Source organism: Streptomyces barkulensis, assembly GCF_002843305.1.
Taxonomy (GTDB): domain Bacteria; phylum Actinomycetota; class Actinomycetes; order Streptomycetales; family Streptomycetaceae; genus Streptomyces; species Streptomyces barkulensis.
Genome location: NZ_PGSG01000009.1, coordinates 136,844 through 152,567 on the forward strand (window position 1 = coordinate 136,844; position 15,724 = coordinate 152,567).

The following is a 15,724-nucleotide window of genomic DNA, read 5'->3' on the forward strand; positions in this document are numbered from 1 at the left end:
GAGCGGGGCCGGGAGCGGCGCCGGCAAGGGCCGAGCGGTCCTGCTCTAGGTGCACCACCACAGGAAGCGCTCGCAGGTGGGCGTCGGCTCGGGTTCCGGCTCCGGCGGGGGCGGATCGGCGGGCGGCGTCTCCTGGGGTGGCGGCTCGGGGGCCTGGGTGGGGTCGGCGGTGGGTTCGGGGGCCGTGGTGATGCCGCCGCTCTCGACCGCGGTGGTCGAGGGCTCCGCGGAGGCGGAGGGATCCGCCGAGGAGTCCGCCGACTCCGAGGGTCCGGCCGAGGGGGAACCCGACGCGGAGGTGGCGGCGGACGGCGAGCCCGACGGGCCGGCGCCCGGCTGCTCCGCCCCGGGCGGCCGCTCGGCCGAACCCCCGGAGTCGGCGGATCCGCCACCCTCCTCGCCGTCGGCGCCGTCACCGGGCTCGTTCCCGCCGCCGGCCGGGGAGACGCCCGGTATGGGCAGTTCCTTCAGCACGCCCTCGGTGGTGAACTCCGCGACGCCGAGGGTGGCGATCCCGGCGCCGAGTATCAGGCCCGCGACGGCGGTACGGCGCCGCCGCCCGGCCCGCGACCGCGCCCGGCGGCCGCGCCGGGCGGCCGCGCGCGCCGCCGCCCGGCCCTCGCCTTCCGGGCCGCCTTCCGGGCCGTCGACCTGCTCGCCGCGCTCGTCGTGCTCGCCGTACGCCTCCGCGCCGTACGTCTCCACGCCGTACGTGTCGCCGTGGGTGTCGCCGTGGGTGTCCTCGTAGGTGTCGCGGACGTCCTCGTGGCCGGCCTGGTGACCGTCCCCGCCGCCCGGCCCGTACCCGCCGTCGTAGTCGGCGGCGTATCCGCCGTGCGCGTCACCGCCGCCGTACGGGCCGTACGGGCCGGGCCCCTGTCCGTACTGACCGGCGGAGGCCGGAGCCGAGGGGTCCGCCGACGCCAGGCCGTGGCTGGGTGTGCCGCAACCCGGGCAGGAGAGAGCGCCGTTGAGATGCCGACGGCATGTGACGCAGTAGGTCATGGAGTCCGCAGGGTACGAGGCTCGACGGGAAGAGGAGAAGACACTCCCTGTGAAGATCCGGTGTCAACCCGCGAAAGGCGGCTGCGCCGACCCCTCCCCCGCGTCCGGCAGCACCATCAGCGAACCGGCCAGCGGTTCCGCGGCGGGATCGGCGCCCGTCCGGGCCGTGGTGATGTAGAGGTCCCGCAGGCCCGGCCCGCCGAAGGCGCACGAGGTGGTGTTGGAGGCCGGGACGGCGACCGTCCGGTCCAGCCTGCCGTCGGGGGTGTAGCGCCGGACCGCGCCCCCGCCCCACAGGGCGACCCAGACGCAGCCCTCCGCGTCCACCGTCAGCCCGTCGGGGAAGCCCGCGCCCTCCTCGATCCGTGCCAGCGTCCTGCGGCCCAGGATCTCGGGGCCGTCGGTGTCGAAGACGTCGATCCGACGGGTGGGGGTGTCGATGTAGTACATCAGCCGCCCGTCCGGGCTCCAGCCCGTGCCGTTGCTGATGCCCACGTCCGCCAGGACCGTGACGGCCGAGCCGTCCGGGGCGACACGGCTGAGCGTGCCCCCGCCCGGACGCTCGTCGTACGCCATCGTGCCCGCCCACAGCGCGCCGTCGGGGGCGACGGCGGCGTCGTTGCCCCGGCGGCCCGCGACGGGCTCGCGGCGCAGCCAGGAGAACGAGCCGTCCCCGTCGTACAGGCCCACCCCGTCGCGGAGGTTGACCACCAGGCCGCCGCCGGCCCGCGGCTTGGCCGCGCCCACGTGCTGCTCGGTCGCCAGCACCGTGCGGCGGCCGTCGGCCGGGGCGTAGGTGTGCACCCGGCTCGCGAGGATGTCCACCCACACCAGGCGCTCGCGCTCCGCGTCCCAGGTGGGCCCCTCGCCCAGCAGCGCCCCCTGCCGCACCGCGACCTCGAGCCGCGCCGTCTTCCCCGATCCGGCCATGCCGTCCCGCCCCTCTCCTCGTCGGCTCTCCTCGCGGGCCGCCCACCGGCTTCCCGCCCACCGTCCGCCCGCCCGTGCCGGCCCGGCTACGCCGCGCCGCGGTGCCCCAGCCGGGCCGACAGCTCGGCCGCGCCCTCGACCGCAAGGTTCTCCAGCTCGGCGCGCCGCTCCTCGCTCCAGCGGATCATGGGCACCGAGATGCTGAGCGCCGCCACCACCTTCCCCGTGCTGTCCCGGACGGGCGCGGCCACACAGCTCACATCGGGGTTGGACTCGCGCCGCTCGACGGCGACGCCGCGCTCGCGGATACCGGCCAGTGCCTCGCGCAGTTCCCCGGGCGAGGTGATGGAGTTCTCCGTCATGGCCCGCAGCGGCTCGTCGCCGGGACCGGGCAGGCGCGCGTCCAGCTCGTCCGGGGGCAGCGAGGCCAGCAGCATCTTCCCCACCGAGGTGCAGTGCGCGGGCAGGCGCCGGCCGGCGGCGGAGACCATGCGGACCGCGTGGGTGCTGTCCACCTTGGCGATGTAGATGACGTCCGCGCCCTCCAGGATGGCCACGTGCACGGTCTCGTCGCAGGTCTCGGCGACACTCCGGGCCACCTGCTGGCCTTCGGCGGCCAGGTCGAGCTGCTCGGCGTAGCGGCTCCCGAGCTGGTAGGTGCGCACCCCGAGCCGGTAACGTCCGGGCTGCCCGGGCACGGGCACCAGATACGAGCGCGCGGCCAGGGTGGTCACCAGCTCGTGGACGGTGGTGCGGGGCAGGCCCAGTTTCCGGGTGATCTCCGGCGCCGACAGGGTCCCGTCCCCGTCGAGGAAGAGTTCCAGGATGTCGAACGCCCTGGTCACGGCCGGCACGAGGCGCCCCATGGCAGCCCTCCCCTTCTCCCCTGAGGGCTCCGGGCTCGCCGGCACCCGCAGTCGTTCGAGATTCCGAAGAACGACCGGAATCACGAACACAGGCTAGCCGCAGCCCGAAGCACCCCGCAACGACCCTCTCCGCCGCCGGGTCCCGGCCCGCCCCGCCACGATGTGCGGCACCCCGCATGGACGGCGCCGCCCGTGGAACCCGCCCCTCATGACGAGCACCGTCGTGGAAGGCCGCACGATCGAGCTGACCAGTCTGGACAGGGTCCTCTACCCCGCCTCGGGCTTCACCAAGGGCGATGTCGTGGACTACTACACCTCCGTCGCCGGGGTGCTCCTGCCCCATCTGCGCGACCGCCCGGTGTCCTTCGTCCGCGCCCCCCGCGGCGTGGAGGCCGAGTCGTTCATGGCCAAGCACGTACCGCCCGGCACACCGCAGTGGGTGACGGTGCGCGAGGTCCACCGCGTCGGCGGGAAGACCGACCGCCAGGTCGTCGTCCAGGACCTGCCGACCCTGCTGTGGGCGGCCAACCTCTCCGCGCTGGAACTGCACACGCCCCAGTGGCGGCTCCCCGCCGAGGGGATGGCCGACCGGCTGGTGTTCGACCTCGACCCGGGCGCCCCGGCGACGATCGTCCAGTGCTGCGCGGTCGCACGCCGGCTGCGCGACCTGCTGGAGCGCGACGGCCTGCCCTCGTACGCCAAGACCTCCGGCTCCAAGGGGCTGCACGTGCTCGCCCCGCTGCGGCCCGCGGACTCCGAGGCCGTGGCCGGCTACGCCGGGCGGCTGGCCCGTGAGGCGGCCGAGGCGCTGCCGGACCTCGTCGTGGACCAGGTGCCCCGGCGGCTGCGTAAGGGAAAGGTCTTCATCGACCACGGCCAGAACCTGTGGACGCGGACGACCGCCGCCCCGTACACCCTGCGCGTACGGCCGAGGCCGACCGTCTCCACCCCGGTGACATGGGACGAGGTCGCCGGCTGCGAACAGCCCGGCGACCTCGTCTTCACGGCCGGCGATCTGGCCTCCCGGCTGGAGAGGCACGGCGATCCGCTCGCTCCCCTCCTGGACCCCTCCCGCGCGGGGCGGCTGCCGGACGGCTCCTGACGCGGAGCCGCCGGACGCGCCCCGGGGGGCCGGCCCCCTCAGGCGTTGCCGGTCCCCCAGCCGTCGTCGAACGGCGTGCGCTGCTCGACACGGCGGCCGCGCAGCATGCGGACCCGGTCGGAAACCGGTCCCGGCACACGGTCGCCCATCCGGTCGGAGACCGTGTTCAGCGCCTTGCCGGCCATCTCCCGCCCGTTGTGCGCGGCGGACTCGTAGGCGTTGCGCACCGCGGGGTTCTCGGCGAACTTGCGGGCCCTCTCGCGCAGCTGCTCGTACTTCTCCCGCCCGGCCCGCGTGCCGAACACGTACCCGACGGCCACTCCTACGACGAACGTGAGCCGGTAGCGCATGGCTCCACCCTTTCTCAGGTCTTTCCCGGCGCACCCCGGCCGCGCGGGTGTGCGCCCTGTCGGTCTGCGGCGGACGTTCCACCGGGTACCCCGAGGCGCGCCGCGAATACCGATTTCAGAGCACCCCCCGGCATGCGCTACTGTATTCCTCGCCAGCGGGGAACGCCCTGGGAAACCGGAACGGGCGCCTCCGATCAGCAGTCCCCTGTAGCTCAATTGGCAGAGCAGCCGGCTGTTAACCGGCAGGTTACTGGTTCGAGTCCAGTCGGGGGAGCAGGACGAGAAGGGCCCCGCGAGGGGCCCTTCTTCATGTGCCCGGCACGTGTCCGGGCCGCTGCGGAGAGGCCTGCTCCGTTCCGGCGACCGGCCTCCGGCCCGTGGTGACGGGCCTCACTGCCCCTGCCTCACCCCGGCACGGGCGGGAGATCGTATGAGCGGCTATGCTGCGGCAGACGGCGCGCACAGATGTGCGTGGCGCGCCGTCCCGGGGCGGTAGCTCAGCCGGTTAGAGCAGCGGACTCATAATCCGTCGGCCGTGGGTTCGAGTCCCACCCGCCCCACTCGCGGCGATCGGCGGGGTCGCTCCGGAAGCCGGAGCGACCCCGCCGCGTCCTTTCCCTCCGGTGCCGCTCCCGGTGGCCCGGCGGGCGGCTCGGGTGCGGGCACGGGTGACGCACGTACCGCGGCGGTGCCGCGGAGGCACGCCGGGCTCCAGCCCCGTCCACCGGGCCGGGCCGGGCCGGCCCAGGAGGCCCCTGGACCCCGCACATCCGCGGGCACGGCCGGTCCGGCGTCACCCGGGGAAGGCTCACTCCTCGGGGAGCAGATTGTTGAAGACGTCGATCAGGTCCTCGATCCGCTCACCGAGCGGGGTGATCTCCCAGTCCCCGGTGAAGCCCACGTCCGTCAGCCGGTCGCTGAGGTGGTCGAGGAGATCCTCGACCACCTCCTCCGACGGGGGCCGGTCCGCCGTCACGGCACTCCGTACCTCGGCGTTCCCCTCCGACAGCTCCACCAGAAACCCGTATGCCTCCCTGTTGCCCGGAAACCAGGCAGGAACCCGGCCATGGGCCGCATTCATCACCTCGACCACCTCCACGCCTCCAGGTCGCCTGGCACCGCGCCGGCTCCCCTTCCGGCCGCCTGTTCACGTGAAGGCCACCGCCCGGCCCCAGGAGCTCACCTCGGTGCGCTCTTCCCCCGTACCGAGGACCGCAGCACCGCGAGGCGTTCCCCGTCGGGGTCGATCGCCTCCAGGATCGCCTCGGCGTTCTCCCGCCTGCGGGTGCCCAACTCCCGGTACAGCAGCCACAACCCTTCCCTCGCCAACTCCCGGCAGCGCGGACCGAGATCGGGGTTTCCCCGTTCGACTTCCTCCTCATCGGACTCGCCGGAGACGATCTGGTGGATCAACTCCACCACCGCGTCACGCGCCTCGACCGAGATCTCCTCCGTCAGCGCCGCGAGGAGCACCGACAGCACCGGGAGCGCCGAGTCGAAGAGCTGCCCCTGGACGACCACGGTGTTCTCCAGGTCCCAGTAGGCCTCCATGACCTCTTCCTCGGTCTCTCCCGAGACCATCCGGCGCAAAGCGTCCGGAACCTGCTCGGAGCGGTCCCCCAAGGTGTGGAGGCCGATCCACCGATGCCGGCCAATCTCGGCCTCGCACAACCTCTTCCTCACCAGGAACCTCCCTTGTCCCATATCACGTCCGGGGGGAACTGCTTTCTGCTATACCTGCTCTGGCAACGGACGCAGATGGGTATTTCCACCCACTTCCCCTTGCGCCAGCCGAAGGCCTTGGTGAAGATAGGCACCTTTGGTCCGCGGCCGAGCTGCCGTTCCACGTCTTGCTCGGCGCAACCGCTGGGGTCTGAGGAGCACCCCACCACGACACGTCCTGTCCCAGGGTCGTATCCGGCAGTGTACGTCGCGTGCTTGTTCTTCCTTTCCTTGCCCAACAGGTCCCTGGCATAACGAGCCGCAGCAGCTTCGTCGTCCTGCGCCTCGCTCCATCGCGGGGAGCTGTCCTGGGCCTGCTGCGAGGCAGCGTCCAGAACTTGGTCCCTGGCCTCTTCCCGAGCCTCGCTCCTGGCCTCGTTCCTGGCCTCCTGCGACCGCCGCTGCTGCTGGGCCGGTTTCCTCTGCTGCGAGGGCTTCGGCTTGGGCTTCGGGCGGCTCCGCGGCGCCGAGCGAGGCTTCGGCTTCGCCTTGCGCGCGGCGGCACGGCGGGCCTGTGCCCTGCGGGCCGCCGCGCGGGCCGCGCGCTGGCGGGCCTGGGCGGCGGCGCGGCGCTGGGCCGCCCTGCGGGCGGCGGCGCGAGCGGCGGCACGGCGGGCTGCCGCTCGGCGGGCAGCGGCCGCTCGGCGGGCTGCCGCTCGGCGGGCGGCGGCACGGGCAGCGGCACGGCGGGCGGCGGCACGGGCGGCCGCCCTGCGGGCGGCGGCACGGGCGGCGGCACGGGCGGCGGCCTGGGCGGCGCGGCGCGCGGCGTAGCGGGCGGCGGCGCGGATGGCGGCCTGGACGGCGATCCGGGCGGCGATGCCGATCAGGATCGGGAAGAACAGGCCCTCCGGGTCGGAGAACGTCGCCGGCGCGTTGTTGGCGTAGGCGTACGGGTTGATCGTCGCCGGGTCGGTGTAGTCCACCATCGGGTCGACCGAGATGAACCGCCCGGTGGCCGGGTCGTAGTCGCGGGCTCCGAGCCTGGTCAGACCGGTGTCCGGGTCCATGGTCCCGCCGACGAAGCCGCGCTGTCCGGGCCAGTCGGCCGGAGCGGTGCCGCGCGGCTCGCCGAACGGCGTCAGCTGCCGGCGGGTAACGGCCATGGCGGGATCGGCCATGTCGACCAGCAGGTTGGTCGAACCGTGGTGGTCGGCGAGCATCAACTGCCGCCCGCCTCCGGTGCTGCGCACGGTGGCCGAGCCGTCGGGGTGCTCGTAGAAGCGCTGGGCCCTGACCTCACCGGTGGCGTCGTTCGCCGTCAGCTCGATCTCGCCGAGGTAGAGGGTCTTGGCGCCGTCCGGCCCGGTGCGGATCAACCGTTCCCCGTCGGGCCCGTACAGGTAGGAGGTCTCCTTGGCGCCGCCGCCCTCCACGGGCTCGGAGACCTTGACCAACTGACCCTCCACGTCCCAGGTCAGGGTCTGGGTGTTGCCGCCGCGCCGGCGCTTGGTGGTGTTGCCCGCCGCGTCGTAGTCGAAGGTGTTCAGCCGCTCGCCGCCGGGGCCGGTGGAGGTGACCTCGGCGAGCGCGTTGGGGCCGCCGACGCCCTCCTGTCCGTAGCGGTAGGTCCGGGTGACGTCCTTGGCGGTGTCACCGTCCGGATCGTGCTCGACGAGTCTGGTGCGGTTGCCCGCCTCGTCGTAGGCGTAGGTGTGCCAGTAGGGGTTGGTGCCGCCGACGGTCCCGGCATCGGGGCCGTCCTGGCATTCGGTGTCCTCCTCGGTCCAGGCCGAGGTCATCCGGCGCAGCCGGTCGTAGGTGAAGCACTGGGTGTCGGGGCGGGGGTCGGCGGTGGCGGCCTGGCCCGGCGTGCTGGTGATGCCGGTGACGTTGCCCGCCTCGTCGTAGGAGTAGCGGACGTCGTCGATGCGGCCGGGGGTGACGGACCGGTCGTAGACGGCACGGGTGAGCCGCTTGGTGAACTCGTCGAACTCGTAGGAGGCCCACACCTTTTTCCCGGTGGCGCCGGCCTCGGTGCGCAGCACCTCGCCGAAGGCAGAGTACTGGACATCGGTCACGTAGTTGGCCGCGCCGCCCATGGAGACGGGCAGGCCGTCGGCGTTGTAGCGGAAGACCACACGCTCGCGGGTGAGGCCGCCCATGCCGGGCAGTTCCGCCCAGGAGAGGTTGCCGGTGGGCGTGTAGCTGTACTTGTAGGTGTAGGTGCCGCCGATGAGCCCTTCGTCCTCGGGGATCACGGTCCGGGTGCCGGTGGGCCGGTAGGCCTTGTCGTACCCGGTGACCTCCTCGCGGTACTCCCGGCCGCCGTGGTGGCGGACGGCCGCGACGGGCAGGCCCTTGCCGAGGGTGTCGTAGGTCCACTCCAGGCGGAGGGGGCCGTCGGGGCCGTCCTCGCGCACGGCGGTGGGCCGGCCTCCGGCGTCGTAGTCGGTGTGGAGGGTGTTGCCGCGGGCGTCGGTGGTGGCCACCACGCGGTCGGAGTTGTCGTAGGTGTAGGTGGTGGTACCACCGTCGGGGTCGGTCACCGAGGTCTGGCGGCCGCGGGCGTCGTAGGTGAAGGTGGTCTCGGCGCCGCCGGGGGCGGTGATCTTCACCAGTTGGTCGAGCGCGTCGTAGTGGTAGACGGTGTCGCGCCAGGCGCCGCGGTCCTCCTCTGTGTACTCGCGCACCCGGGAGACGCGTCCCTCGTCGTCGGTGAAGGTGGTGGTGACGGTGTCGCCGCCGGGCGGCACCGTGGTGGTGGAGCCGCCGTCGCGCTCGATGGTGGTGCGGTGCTTCTCCTCGCCGCGGAAGTAGACGGTCTCGGCGATCGGCTCGCCCAGGCCGTTGTAGGTGACGCGGGTCTGCGAGGGCACCTCGTTGTCGCCGACGACGAGCAGGTCGGTGGAGGGCTCGGCGGTGTTGTGGTAGCCGTCGTTGGTCTTGAAGTCGCGTCCGGCGGAGTCGTAGAAGGTGTCGTTGACGATCCGGCCCTCGCCGACGGCCTCGTCCTGGGTCTGCCGGGTGCGCAGCAGGCCGTCGAGGATCTCGTGGGAGACCGCGTAGTCGCCGTTGTCCTTCAGGGTGCGGGTGGTGACGACCGTGGGCGCGTCGCGGCGGATGTCGTAGTCGTAGGTGGCCGAGGGGCTCTGGGTGGCCTTGTCCCGGTCTGTCTCCCAGACCTTCAGCAGGCGGCCGAGCGGGTCGTACTCCATGTCGGCGCGCTTGCCGTTGGCGTCGGTCTCGGCGAGCGGCAGGCCGCGCAGCGGGTCGAACTCGACCGTCTCGGTGTGGCCGAGCGGGTCGGTGGTGACGGTCTGCGTCGGGACGGCGACGGTGGCCGGGGTGTAGGAGACGGTGGTCTTGCGGCCCTCGGCGTCCCAGGTGGCGGTCTCCCTGCCGTGGATGTCGTACTCGGTGCGGTCGGTGGTGATGTGGCCGCTGCCGTCGGCGTCGAGTTCGCGGACCTCGGTGACCAGGCCGTGCGTCGGCGCCCGGCCGTACGCCTGCCCGTCGTAGAGGGTGCGGGTGTCGTCCAGGACGGTGGCGCCTGCGGTGCCGCAGCCGGCCGCCGTGGTGACCTCGCGGATCTCGGTGTCGACGATGTGCTTGGCGGCGTTGCGGGCGTAGGTGGTGGTGGTGCACCGCCTGGTGCCGCCGGTGGTGGTCTCGTCGACGGTGACGGGCAGGCCGTGGTCGTCGTAGGTGGTGGTCTCGGTGGAACGCAGCCAGGTGCCGCCGTCGCCGCGTTCACGGGTGCGGATGGTGGCCGGGCGCACCATGTACGCCTCCAGGGCCGTGGTGCCCTTGCGTGCGCGGGAGGCGGTCTTCTTCGACCAGGGGGTGAAGACGGTGGCGTTCTCCACCGGGCCGCCGTCAAAGGCGTAGGTGGTCTCCTCGCGGAGCTGGCCCTGGTACTGCGGCTCGTCGGCGACGGTGTCGCCCTCGGAGTCGGTGACGGTGACGGAGCGTTTGCCGCCGTCGGGCAGCCGGTCGCCGTTCATGCCGCGGAAGTAGCGGTGCTCGGTGAGCTGCTTGACGTCGTCGCCGGCGCCGATGCGGGTGCGGACCCGCTCGTAGCCGCGGTACTGGCTCCAGGTGCGGTGCTTGGCCTCGGCGAACTCGCTGTCGTCGTAGGCCCAGGCGGCGCCGCCGAGGTACTCGTAGCTGGTGGTCTTCGGCGGGGCGTCGGTGACGTTGTCCTCCTCGCGGACCTGTGTCACCACGTACTTGTGGAACCAGTCGCGCACCGGTTCCCAGGCGCCCTCGGGTGTCCAGTACTGCGGATAGCAGCGCATGGTGTTGGTGTGCGGTGAGGCCGGCATCCGCTTGGGCTCCAGGGCCCGGCAGTCCCTCTCCGAGTAGGTGACGGCGATGGTGCCGCCGGTCTCGGTGTCGATGGCGTTGACCCGGTGGCGGGAGAAGGGCGGCAGGCCCTCGACGCCGTCGACGCGGTTGTCCAGCTGGATGCCGCGGAAGGAGACCGGGGGCATCGACGCGGTGGTGCCGTCCGCCGCGTGCCCGGTGCGGGTGATGGATTCCAGCCACAGCGCCGGGGAGGTGCCGTCACCGGTGGCGGGGAAGGACTGCTTCAGCTTCCAGGAGTCGACCGTCTTCAGCTCGGTGCCCGCCAACACCTGGGTGTCGATCTCCACCAGGCGCTTGGTGGACCAGAAGGTCGGGGTGTTCTTGCCCTTGCAGCTCTCGCCGGCCTTGCACTGGCGGTCCAGCGGGACGTCGGGCCAGTGCTTGGCGTTGGTGGCGGTCCGCTTGGACTCGGCGCAGTCGAAGGAGTCGGTGGGCAGGCAGCGTTCGGCGACGGTGAAGTTCATCCGCCCGGCGGGCCGCGCGGTGAAGAGCGTGTCGGCGCGCTGGCCGTAGTCGACGCGCCTGAGGTGGGTGGCACGGGTGTAGGCGACGCCGTCGTCCTTGCCTGCCGCGCCGTAGCGGTTGGTCTCCTTCGCCCACCACAGGCTCATCGCGTCGCCGTGCGGGTCGACGACGTAGTCGAGGTTCCAGCGCCAGGCCTGGGTGCAGGAGGAGGCCGCGAAGGTACTCGCGTGGCAGGGCTCGCCGGGGTGGTTCCCGTACACCGGGGCGGTGGCGGTGGAGTTGGTGACCGTGCCGTCGGGGGCGCCGGGCAGCTTGTTCAGGCCGAAGTGGTACCGGGTGCCGTCGGTGGTGGTCAGGACCCAGTACTCGCCGTCCCGTGTGCCGTTGTCCGCGCCGGTCCGGCGCTCCAGCCGGGAGCCGTCGTCGTCGGCGGGGCGCCAGGTGCCGGTGGTGTCGTCCTTGACCAGTTCGCCGGAGCTGCCGCCGAGTGACATCACCACCTGGTCGGAGCCCCAGCACAGGTCGCCGGTCTTGGTGGTGTTGTTGGCGCCGTCGCCCTGGTCGTCGGAGCAGGAGCGGTAGCGGCGTTCGATGAAGCCGGGTTCGTAGTCCCAGCCCTCGGCGACCCACGAGGACTGGGCGTTGGTGGATGCGGTACGGCCGTCGACCGACTGGGAGGAGTAGGAGAGAGCCACCTCGGGCTGCGGCCCGCCGGGGACCTCGGGTGCCTCGATCGGGTACGTCCAGGAGAAGCCGCCGGAGGAACTGCCGGCCATCCAGGAGCCCGAGGGGGACAGCGGGGTGGCGGCGTATGAGCCGGAGGCCCCGGAGGCCGAGGCGACGGCGGCCAGCACCGTCGGCTGCGCGGCGGTCAGCGTGACCTCGGCGGTGAGGGTCCGTTCGGCGGGGTCGTTGACGCTGCGCAGTGCGGTCGCCTCGCGGCAGTCCCGCTCGGCGGGGCTGGTCAGCGCGCAGGAGGGGAGCTCGACGAGAGTGAGCCGGGAGCCCCAGTCGCCGCCGTAGGCCTGGCCGAAGGAGGAGTAGTCGATCTCGACGCCGACCCGGCCGGACGCGGGTTTCCGGCCGGCCAGGACGTTCTGCGCCGGCGCGGGTGCGACGGTCAGGAGCACGCCGCCCACGCCCATCCGGCGGGCGGCTGCCGGGGACCTGACCTCGACGCGGGCCAGGTCACCGGTACCGGCCCGCTTCCGGTTCCCGGCTCCGTTCTTCTCCGGCGCCTTCCCGCCGGTCTTCGCCGTGGAGCCGACCGGGCGCAGGGTGACGGGGATGTCGGCGCTCGCGTCCAGGGCCGGCAGGCGGTCCGCGGGGCGGGCGGGGTCGGCCGGGTGCAGCCGGGCTTCACTCCCGTCGCCGTCCGTCTCTGCCACCGGCAGCACACCGGAGGCGGCCCGCCAGGTGCCGAGCGGGGGGCGCCAGTCCCGGGCGGTGTCGTCCGGCCCGGTCCTCTTCCCGGGTTTGTGGTCCCGGCCCGGAACCGGGCGCTCGTGCTTCGGCGCCGGCGGCTCGCTCCTCAGCGCTGCCGCCGCGGCGACATCGGCCTGGGGCAGCAGGGTGATCAACATGGCGACGAACGTCACCAAGGTCACCGATCGCCGCCAGTGTCCGAGGTACTTGAGCTGCCAGAGGACCTGCTCGGCCCGCGTCCCCACCCTGCCCCCAAAATCTGAAGATCTTGTAATCGGCCGAACACTAAGACGGCACAACTTCCCCTGACAACCGTTTCGGTCAACTGTTGACTTGATCTGACCCGTCAGACTCAAAAAAGAGCAAAGGCTGTACCGTTCGCGGCAGTTGACGACACGTAAGGAAGCACTGGAGGTAAGCCCGCTATGCCCGGTGGACGTTTCCGGCGGCCGGTGCGGCGCAGACCGTTCGGCGGCGCGGCCCTGACGGCCGTGCTGGTCGGCGCATCGCTCGCTCTTCTCCCTCCCGCCGCCCACGCGGACGGGTCCGGCGCCCTGCCGGCCGGGGCCACGGCCGAGGAGCGGGCGCTGGACCGGGCCGCCCGCAGCGGCGAGGCGGTCGAGGTCACCGCGCTGCGCACCGAATCCAGCGAGGTGCACGCCCAGCCTGACGGCACCCTGCGCCTGACCCAGCACGCGCGCCCCGTACGGGTACGGCGCGACGGCGGCTGGACACCGGTGGACACCACCCTCGCCAAGGCGGACGGCCGGGTGGCGCCCAGGGCCGCCGCAGGCAGCGTCACCTTCTCCGCGGGGGGCGAAGGGCCGCTGGTGGAGATGGCCGACCAGGGCCGGACCCTGGCCCTGTCATGGCCCGATCCGCTCCCCGAGCCGGTACTGGAGGACAGTGTCGCCCGTTATCCCGACGTCCTGCCCGGCGTCGACCTGGCGCTGGCGGCCGACGTCGACGGATTCTCCCAGGTACTCGTCGTCAAGACGCCCCAGGCCGCGAACAGCGCCGCGCTGCGGGAGATCTCCTTCGGCTTCGAGACCGAAGGGCTCACCATCAGCCTTGACGGGGAGACCAACGCGCTGACGGCACAGAACCCGGCCGGGCAGACGGTGTTCGCCACCTCCACCGCCCGGATGTGGGACTCCTCCGCCGAGCAGACGACGGCCGCCGGGGAGTCGGCCACCCGGAGATACGGGACCGCCGCCGAGCAGACCACCGCGGACGCCCCGCTCCTGTCCGGTGACGACTTCGATCCGGGCACCCGTAGCGCCGCGGTGGGCGTCGAGGTGTCGGAGCATGCCCTGGTCCTCTCCCCCGACCGGGATCTGCTCTCCTCACCCGACACCACCTTCCCCGTCTACATCGACCCTCGCTTCACAGGCGACCGCGAGGCCTGGACCACTGCCTACAAGCCCCGTCCGAACAATTCCTATTGGAACGGCACGGGCTGGGGCAGCAGCGCCAAGGACGCGCGAGTGGGGTACGAGTCGGCCACCGGCGGCACCGCCCGCTCGTTCTTCCGGATGGGCGCCAGGGACCTGGCCGGGGTGCAGGTGCTGGACGCGCAGTTCAACATCACCATGACCCACTCGTGGTCCTGCTCCGCCCGGCCGGTGGAGTTGTGGCTGACCGGAGCGATCAGCTCCTCCACCACCTGGAACAGGCAGCCCTCCTGGAGCACCAAGCTGGACACTCTCAACGCCGCACACGGCAACGAGACGTACGGCTGCGCCAACAAGGGCGTCGACTTCGACGCCACCGAGGCCGCGCGGCAGGCCGCCTCCAAGAGGTGGAGCAACATCACCTTCGGACTGCGGGCGAGCAACGAGACCGACACCTACGGCTGGAAGCGGTTCAGTCCCAACCCCAAGCTCATCGTCGACTACAACCGGATTCCCAAGGCGCCCTGGAATCTGGACACCAGCCCCAGTACCCACAACGGCACCGACTGCGGCTACACCGCCCCGCGGGTGTGGCTGGGCAACACCGATGTGCGGCTGACGGCCTACGTCTCCGACCCCGACGGCGGTGACGTGCGGGTCCAGTTCCACCTGTGGGCCACCGGCAAGCGGTACGAGGACCCCGGGCTGCTCTTCGACAGGACCGTGACGGTCGCCTCGCGCAGCGGCGGCACCTACGCACACGTCACCGTCTCCAAGAGTCTGCTGGCCGAGCACACCGGCGCCGCCGGCGGGAACTTCTCCTGGAAGGCCAGGGCGCTGGACTCCCACTCCGCGTCCGACTGGACACCCCCCAAGGGCGACCCCGGCTGCCGCTTCGGCTTCGACCCGCAAAGGCCCACCCAGCTGCCCACCGTCACCTCGGCCCAGTACCCGGACGGCAGCGACGGGACCCTGGGCGCCCCGGCCCGCACCCCGGGCACCTTCACCTTGGGCAGCGGCGGGGTCGCCGACGTGGTCGAGTACCGGTACGGCCTGGACCGGAACCCGCCGGCGAACTCCGTGCGCCCCGCCGGCGCGGGCGGCTCGGTGGATGTCTCGCTCACTCCCGCCAGTACCGGGCCGCACACCCTGTACGTACAGAGCGTCGACCGGGCCGGCAACGTCTCCGACACCCAGCGCTACACCTTCTACGCGGCGAGCGCCGGGGTCACCGACGCGCCCGGGGACCTCAACGGCGACGGGAATCCGGACTTCTACGCCGTCGACGGCGGCGGCAACCTGCGGCTGTACCCCGGCAACGGCTCCGGCGGTCACGCTCCCAGGGTCGATGTCTCCCCGACCGGCGACTGGACCGGCTCGCTGATCACCCAGCGCGGCGACTGGACCGCCGACGGCTACTCCGACCTGATCACCCGGCGCGGCGACGGCAGACTGTGGCTCTACCCCAACGACGGGCTCGGCCACGTCTCCGGTGACACCCGGCAGGAGATCCTGCAGTTCACCGACGAGGAGGACACCCAGTACCTCGACCCGGCCTCCCTCGACCAGCTCGTCGCCGTCGGCGACCTCGACGCCGACACCGAGTCGGCCGCCACCGACCTGGTGGCCGTCATCGGCGACCGGCTGTGGTACCTGCCCGGCTACACCAACGGCTATCTCGACCTGCCGATCCTCATCGGAGACAGCGGCTGGCGCGACACCACCCTGGTCTCCCCCGGCGACCTGGACGGCGACGGCCACCCCGACCTGCTGGTCCGGAACACCTCCACCGGCGAGCTGTGGCTCCACCGCGGACAGCCCGACGCGGAGGACCCGGACGCCACCGATCCGGCCTCACTGGGCGACACCGCCGCACGCGTGGCCTACGGAGACGGCTGGACGACCACCGACCGGCCGCTGATCACCGCTCCCGGCGACGCCGACGACGACGGGGTCGCCGACCTGTGGACCACCGACGCTTCCGGACGGCTGCTGTTCCTGCGGGGTGGCCGGGAGGCGGCCGGCAGTCCCACCGTCGTGGGCAACAGTGGCTGGCAGGCCATCACGGCGTTGTCCTGACCGGCCCGGTCCGCTTCGCTCCTGCCGTCCCGCCCGGACCTCTCCGGGCGGGACGGCCCCGTTCACCCCGTCCGT

At 72.7% G+C, this 15,724-nt stretch carries 9 protein-coding genes and 2 tRNA genes; 4 read left to right on the forward strand and 7 right to left on the reverse strand.

What is annotated here, in order from left to right:
• Positions 1–45: 45 nt before the first annotated feature.
• The 3 genes from CUT83_RS02405 to CUT83_RS02415 all read right to left on the reverse strand — a co-directional run bounded on the left by CUT83_RS02405 (position 46) and on the right by CUT83_RS02415 (position 2,801).
• Complete coding sequence (locus CUT83_RS02405) at positions 46–1,005, reverse strand: SCO2400 family protein (RefSeq protein ID WP_101254198.1); 960 nt, start codon at positions 1,003–1,005, stop codon at positions 46–48.
• A 63-nt stretch (positions 1,006–1,068) separates the two neighbouring features.
• On the reverse strand, positions 1,069–1,935 hold the full coding sequence (locus CUT83_RS02410; RefSeq protein WP_101254199.1) for an SMP-30/gluconolactonase/LRE family protein: 867 nt from the start codon (positions 1,933–1,935) through the stop codon (positions 1,069–1,071).
• A gap of 86 nt (positions 1,936–2,021) precedes the next feature.
• Complete coding sequence (locus CUT83_RS02415) at positions 2,022–2,801, reverse strand: IclR family transcriptional regulator (RefSeq protein ID WP_101254200.1); 780 nt, start codon at positions 2,799–2,801, stop codon at positions 2,022–2,024.
• Positions 2,802–3,009: 208 nt separating this feature from the next.
• On the opposite strand from CUT83_RS02415, the gene ligD reads away from it, so the two are divergent.
• Positions 3,010–3,903, forward strand: coding sequence for a non-homologous end-joining DNA ligase (ligD, locus tag CUT83_RS02420; RefSeq protein WP_240958143.1), 894 nt, complete (start codon positions 3,010–3,012; stop codon positions 3,901–3,903).
• Positions 3,904–3,941: 38 nt separating this feature from the next.
• On the opposite strand, the gene CUT83_RS02425 is transcribed toward ligD, so the two are convergent.
• Positions 3,942–4,253 carry a YtxH domain-containing protein gene (locus CUT83_RS02425; RefSeq protein ID WP_093849012.1) on the reverse strand — a complete coding sequence of 104 codons (312 nt, stop codon included), beginning with the start codon at positions 4,251–4,253 and terminating at the stop codon, positions 3,942–3,944.
• Between the two features lie 201 nt (positions 4,254–4,454).
• Between CUT83_RS02425 and CUT83_RS02430 the strand changes: the two genes are divergently transcribed.
• Both CUT83_RS02430 and CUT83_RS02435 read left to right on the forward strand, forming a co-directional pair.
• Positions 4,455–4,527: transfer RNA gene (locus CUT83_RS02430), tRNA-Asn, on the forward strand.
• A gap of 212 nt (positions 4,528–4,739) precedes the next feature.
• A tRNA-Ile gene (locus CUT83_RS02435) sits at positions 4,740–4,813 on the forward strand.
• Positions 4,814–5,061: 248 nt separating this feature from the next.
• Here the strand turns inward: CUT83_RS02435 and CUT83_RS02440 are convergent.
• The 3 genes from CUT83_RS02440 to CUT83_RS31325 form a co-directional block, all read right to left on the reverse strand.
• Complete coding sequence (locus CUT83_RS02440) at positions 5,062–5,268, reverse strand: hypothetical protein (protein ID WP_101254202.1); 207 nt, start codon at positions 5,266–5,268, stop codon at positions 5,062–5,064.
• Between the two features lie 164 nt (positions 5,269–5,432).
• The gene (locus CUT83_RS02445) at positions 5,433–5,804 is read right to left on the reverse strand and encodes a hypothetical protein (RefSeq protein WP_143688471.1); all 372 of its coding nucleotides are present in this window, start codon (positions 5,802–5,804) and stop codon (positions 5,433–5,435) included.
• Between the two features lie 128 nt (positions 5,805–5,932).
• On the reverse strand, positions 5,933–12,421 hold the full coding sequence (locus CUT83_RS31325) for an RHS repeat domain-containing protein (RefSeq protein ID WP_277622918.1): 6,489 nt from the start codon (positions 12,419–12,421) through the stop codon (positions 5,933–5,935).
• Positions 12,422–12,601: 180 nt separating this feature from the next.
• Here CUT83_RS31325 and CUT83_RS02455 point away from each other — a divergent pair, with 180 nt between their 5' ends.
• Positions 12,602–15,649, forward strand: coding sequence for a DNRLRE domain-containing protein (locus CUT83_RS02455; RefSeq protein ID WP_143688472.1), 3,048 nt, complete (start codon positions 12,602–12,604; stop codon positions 15,647–15,649).
• Positions 15,650–15,724: the final 75 nt, after the last annotated feature.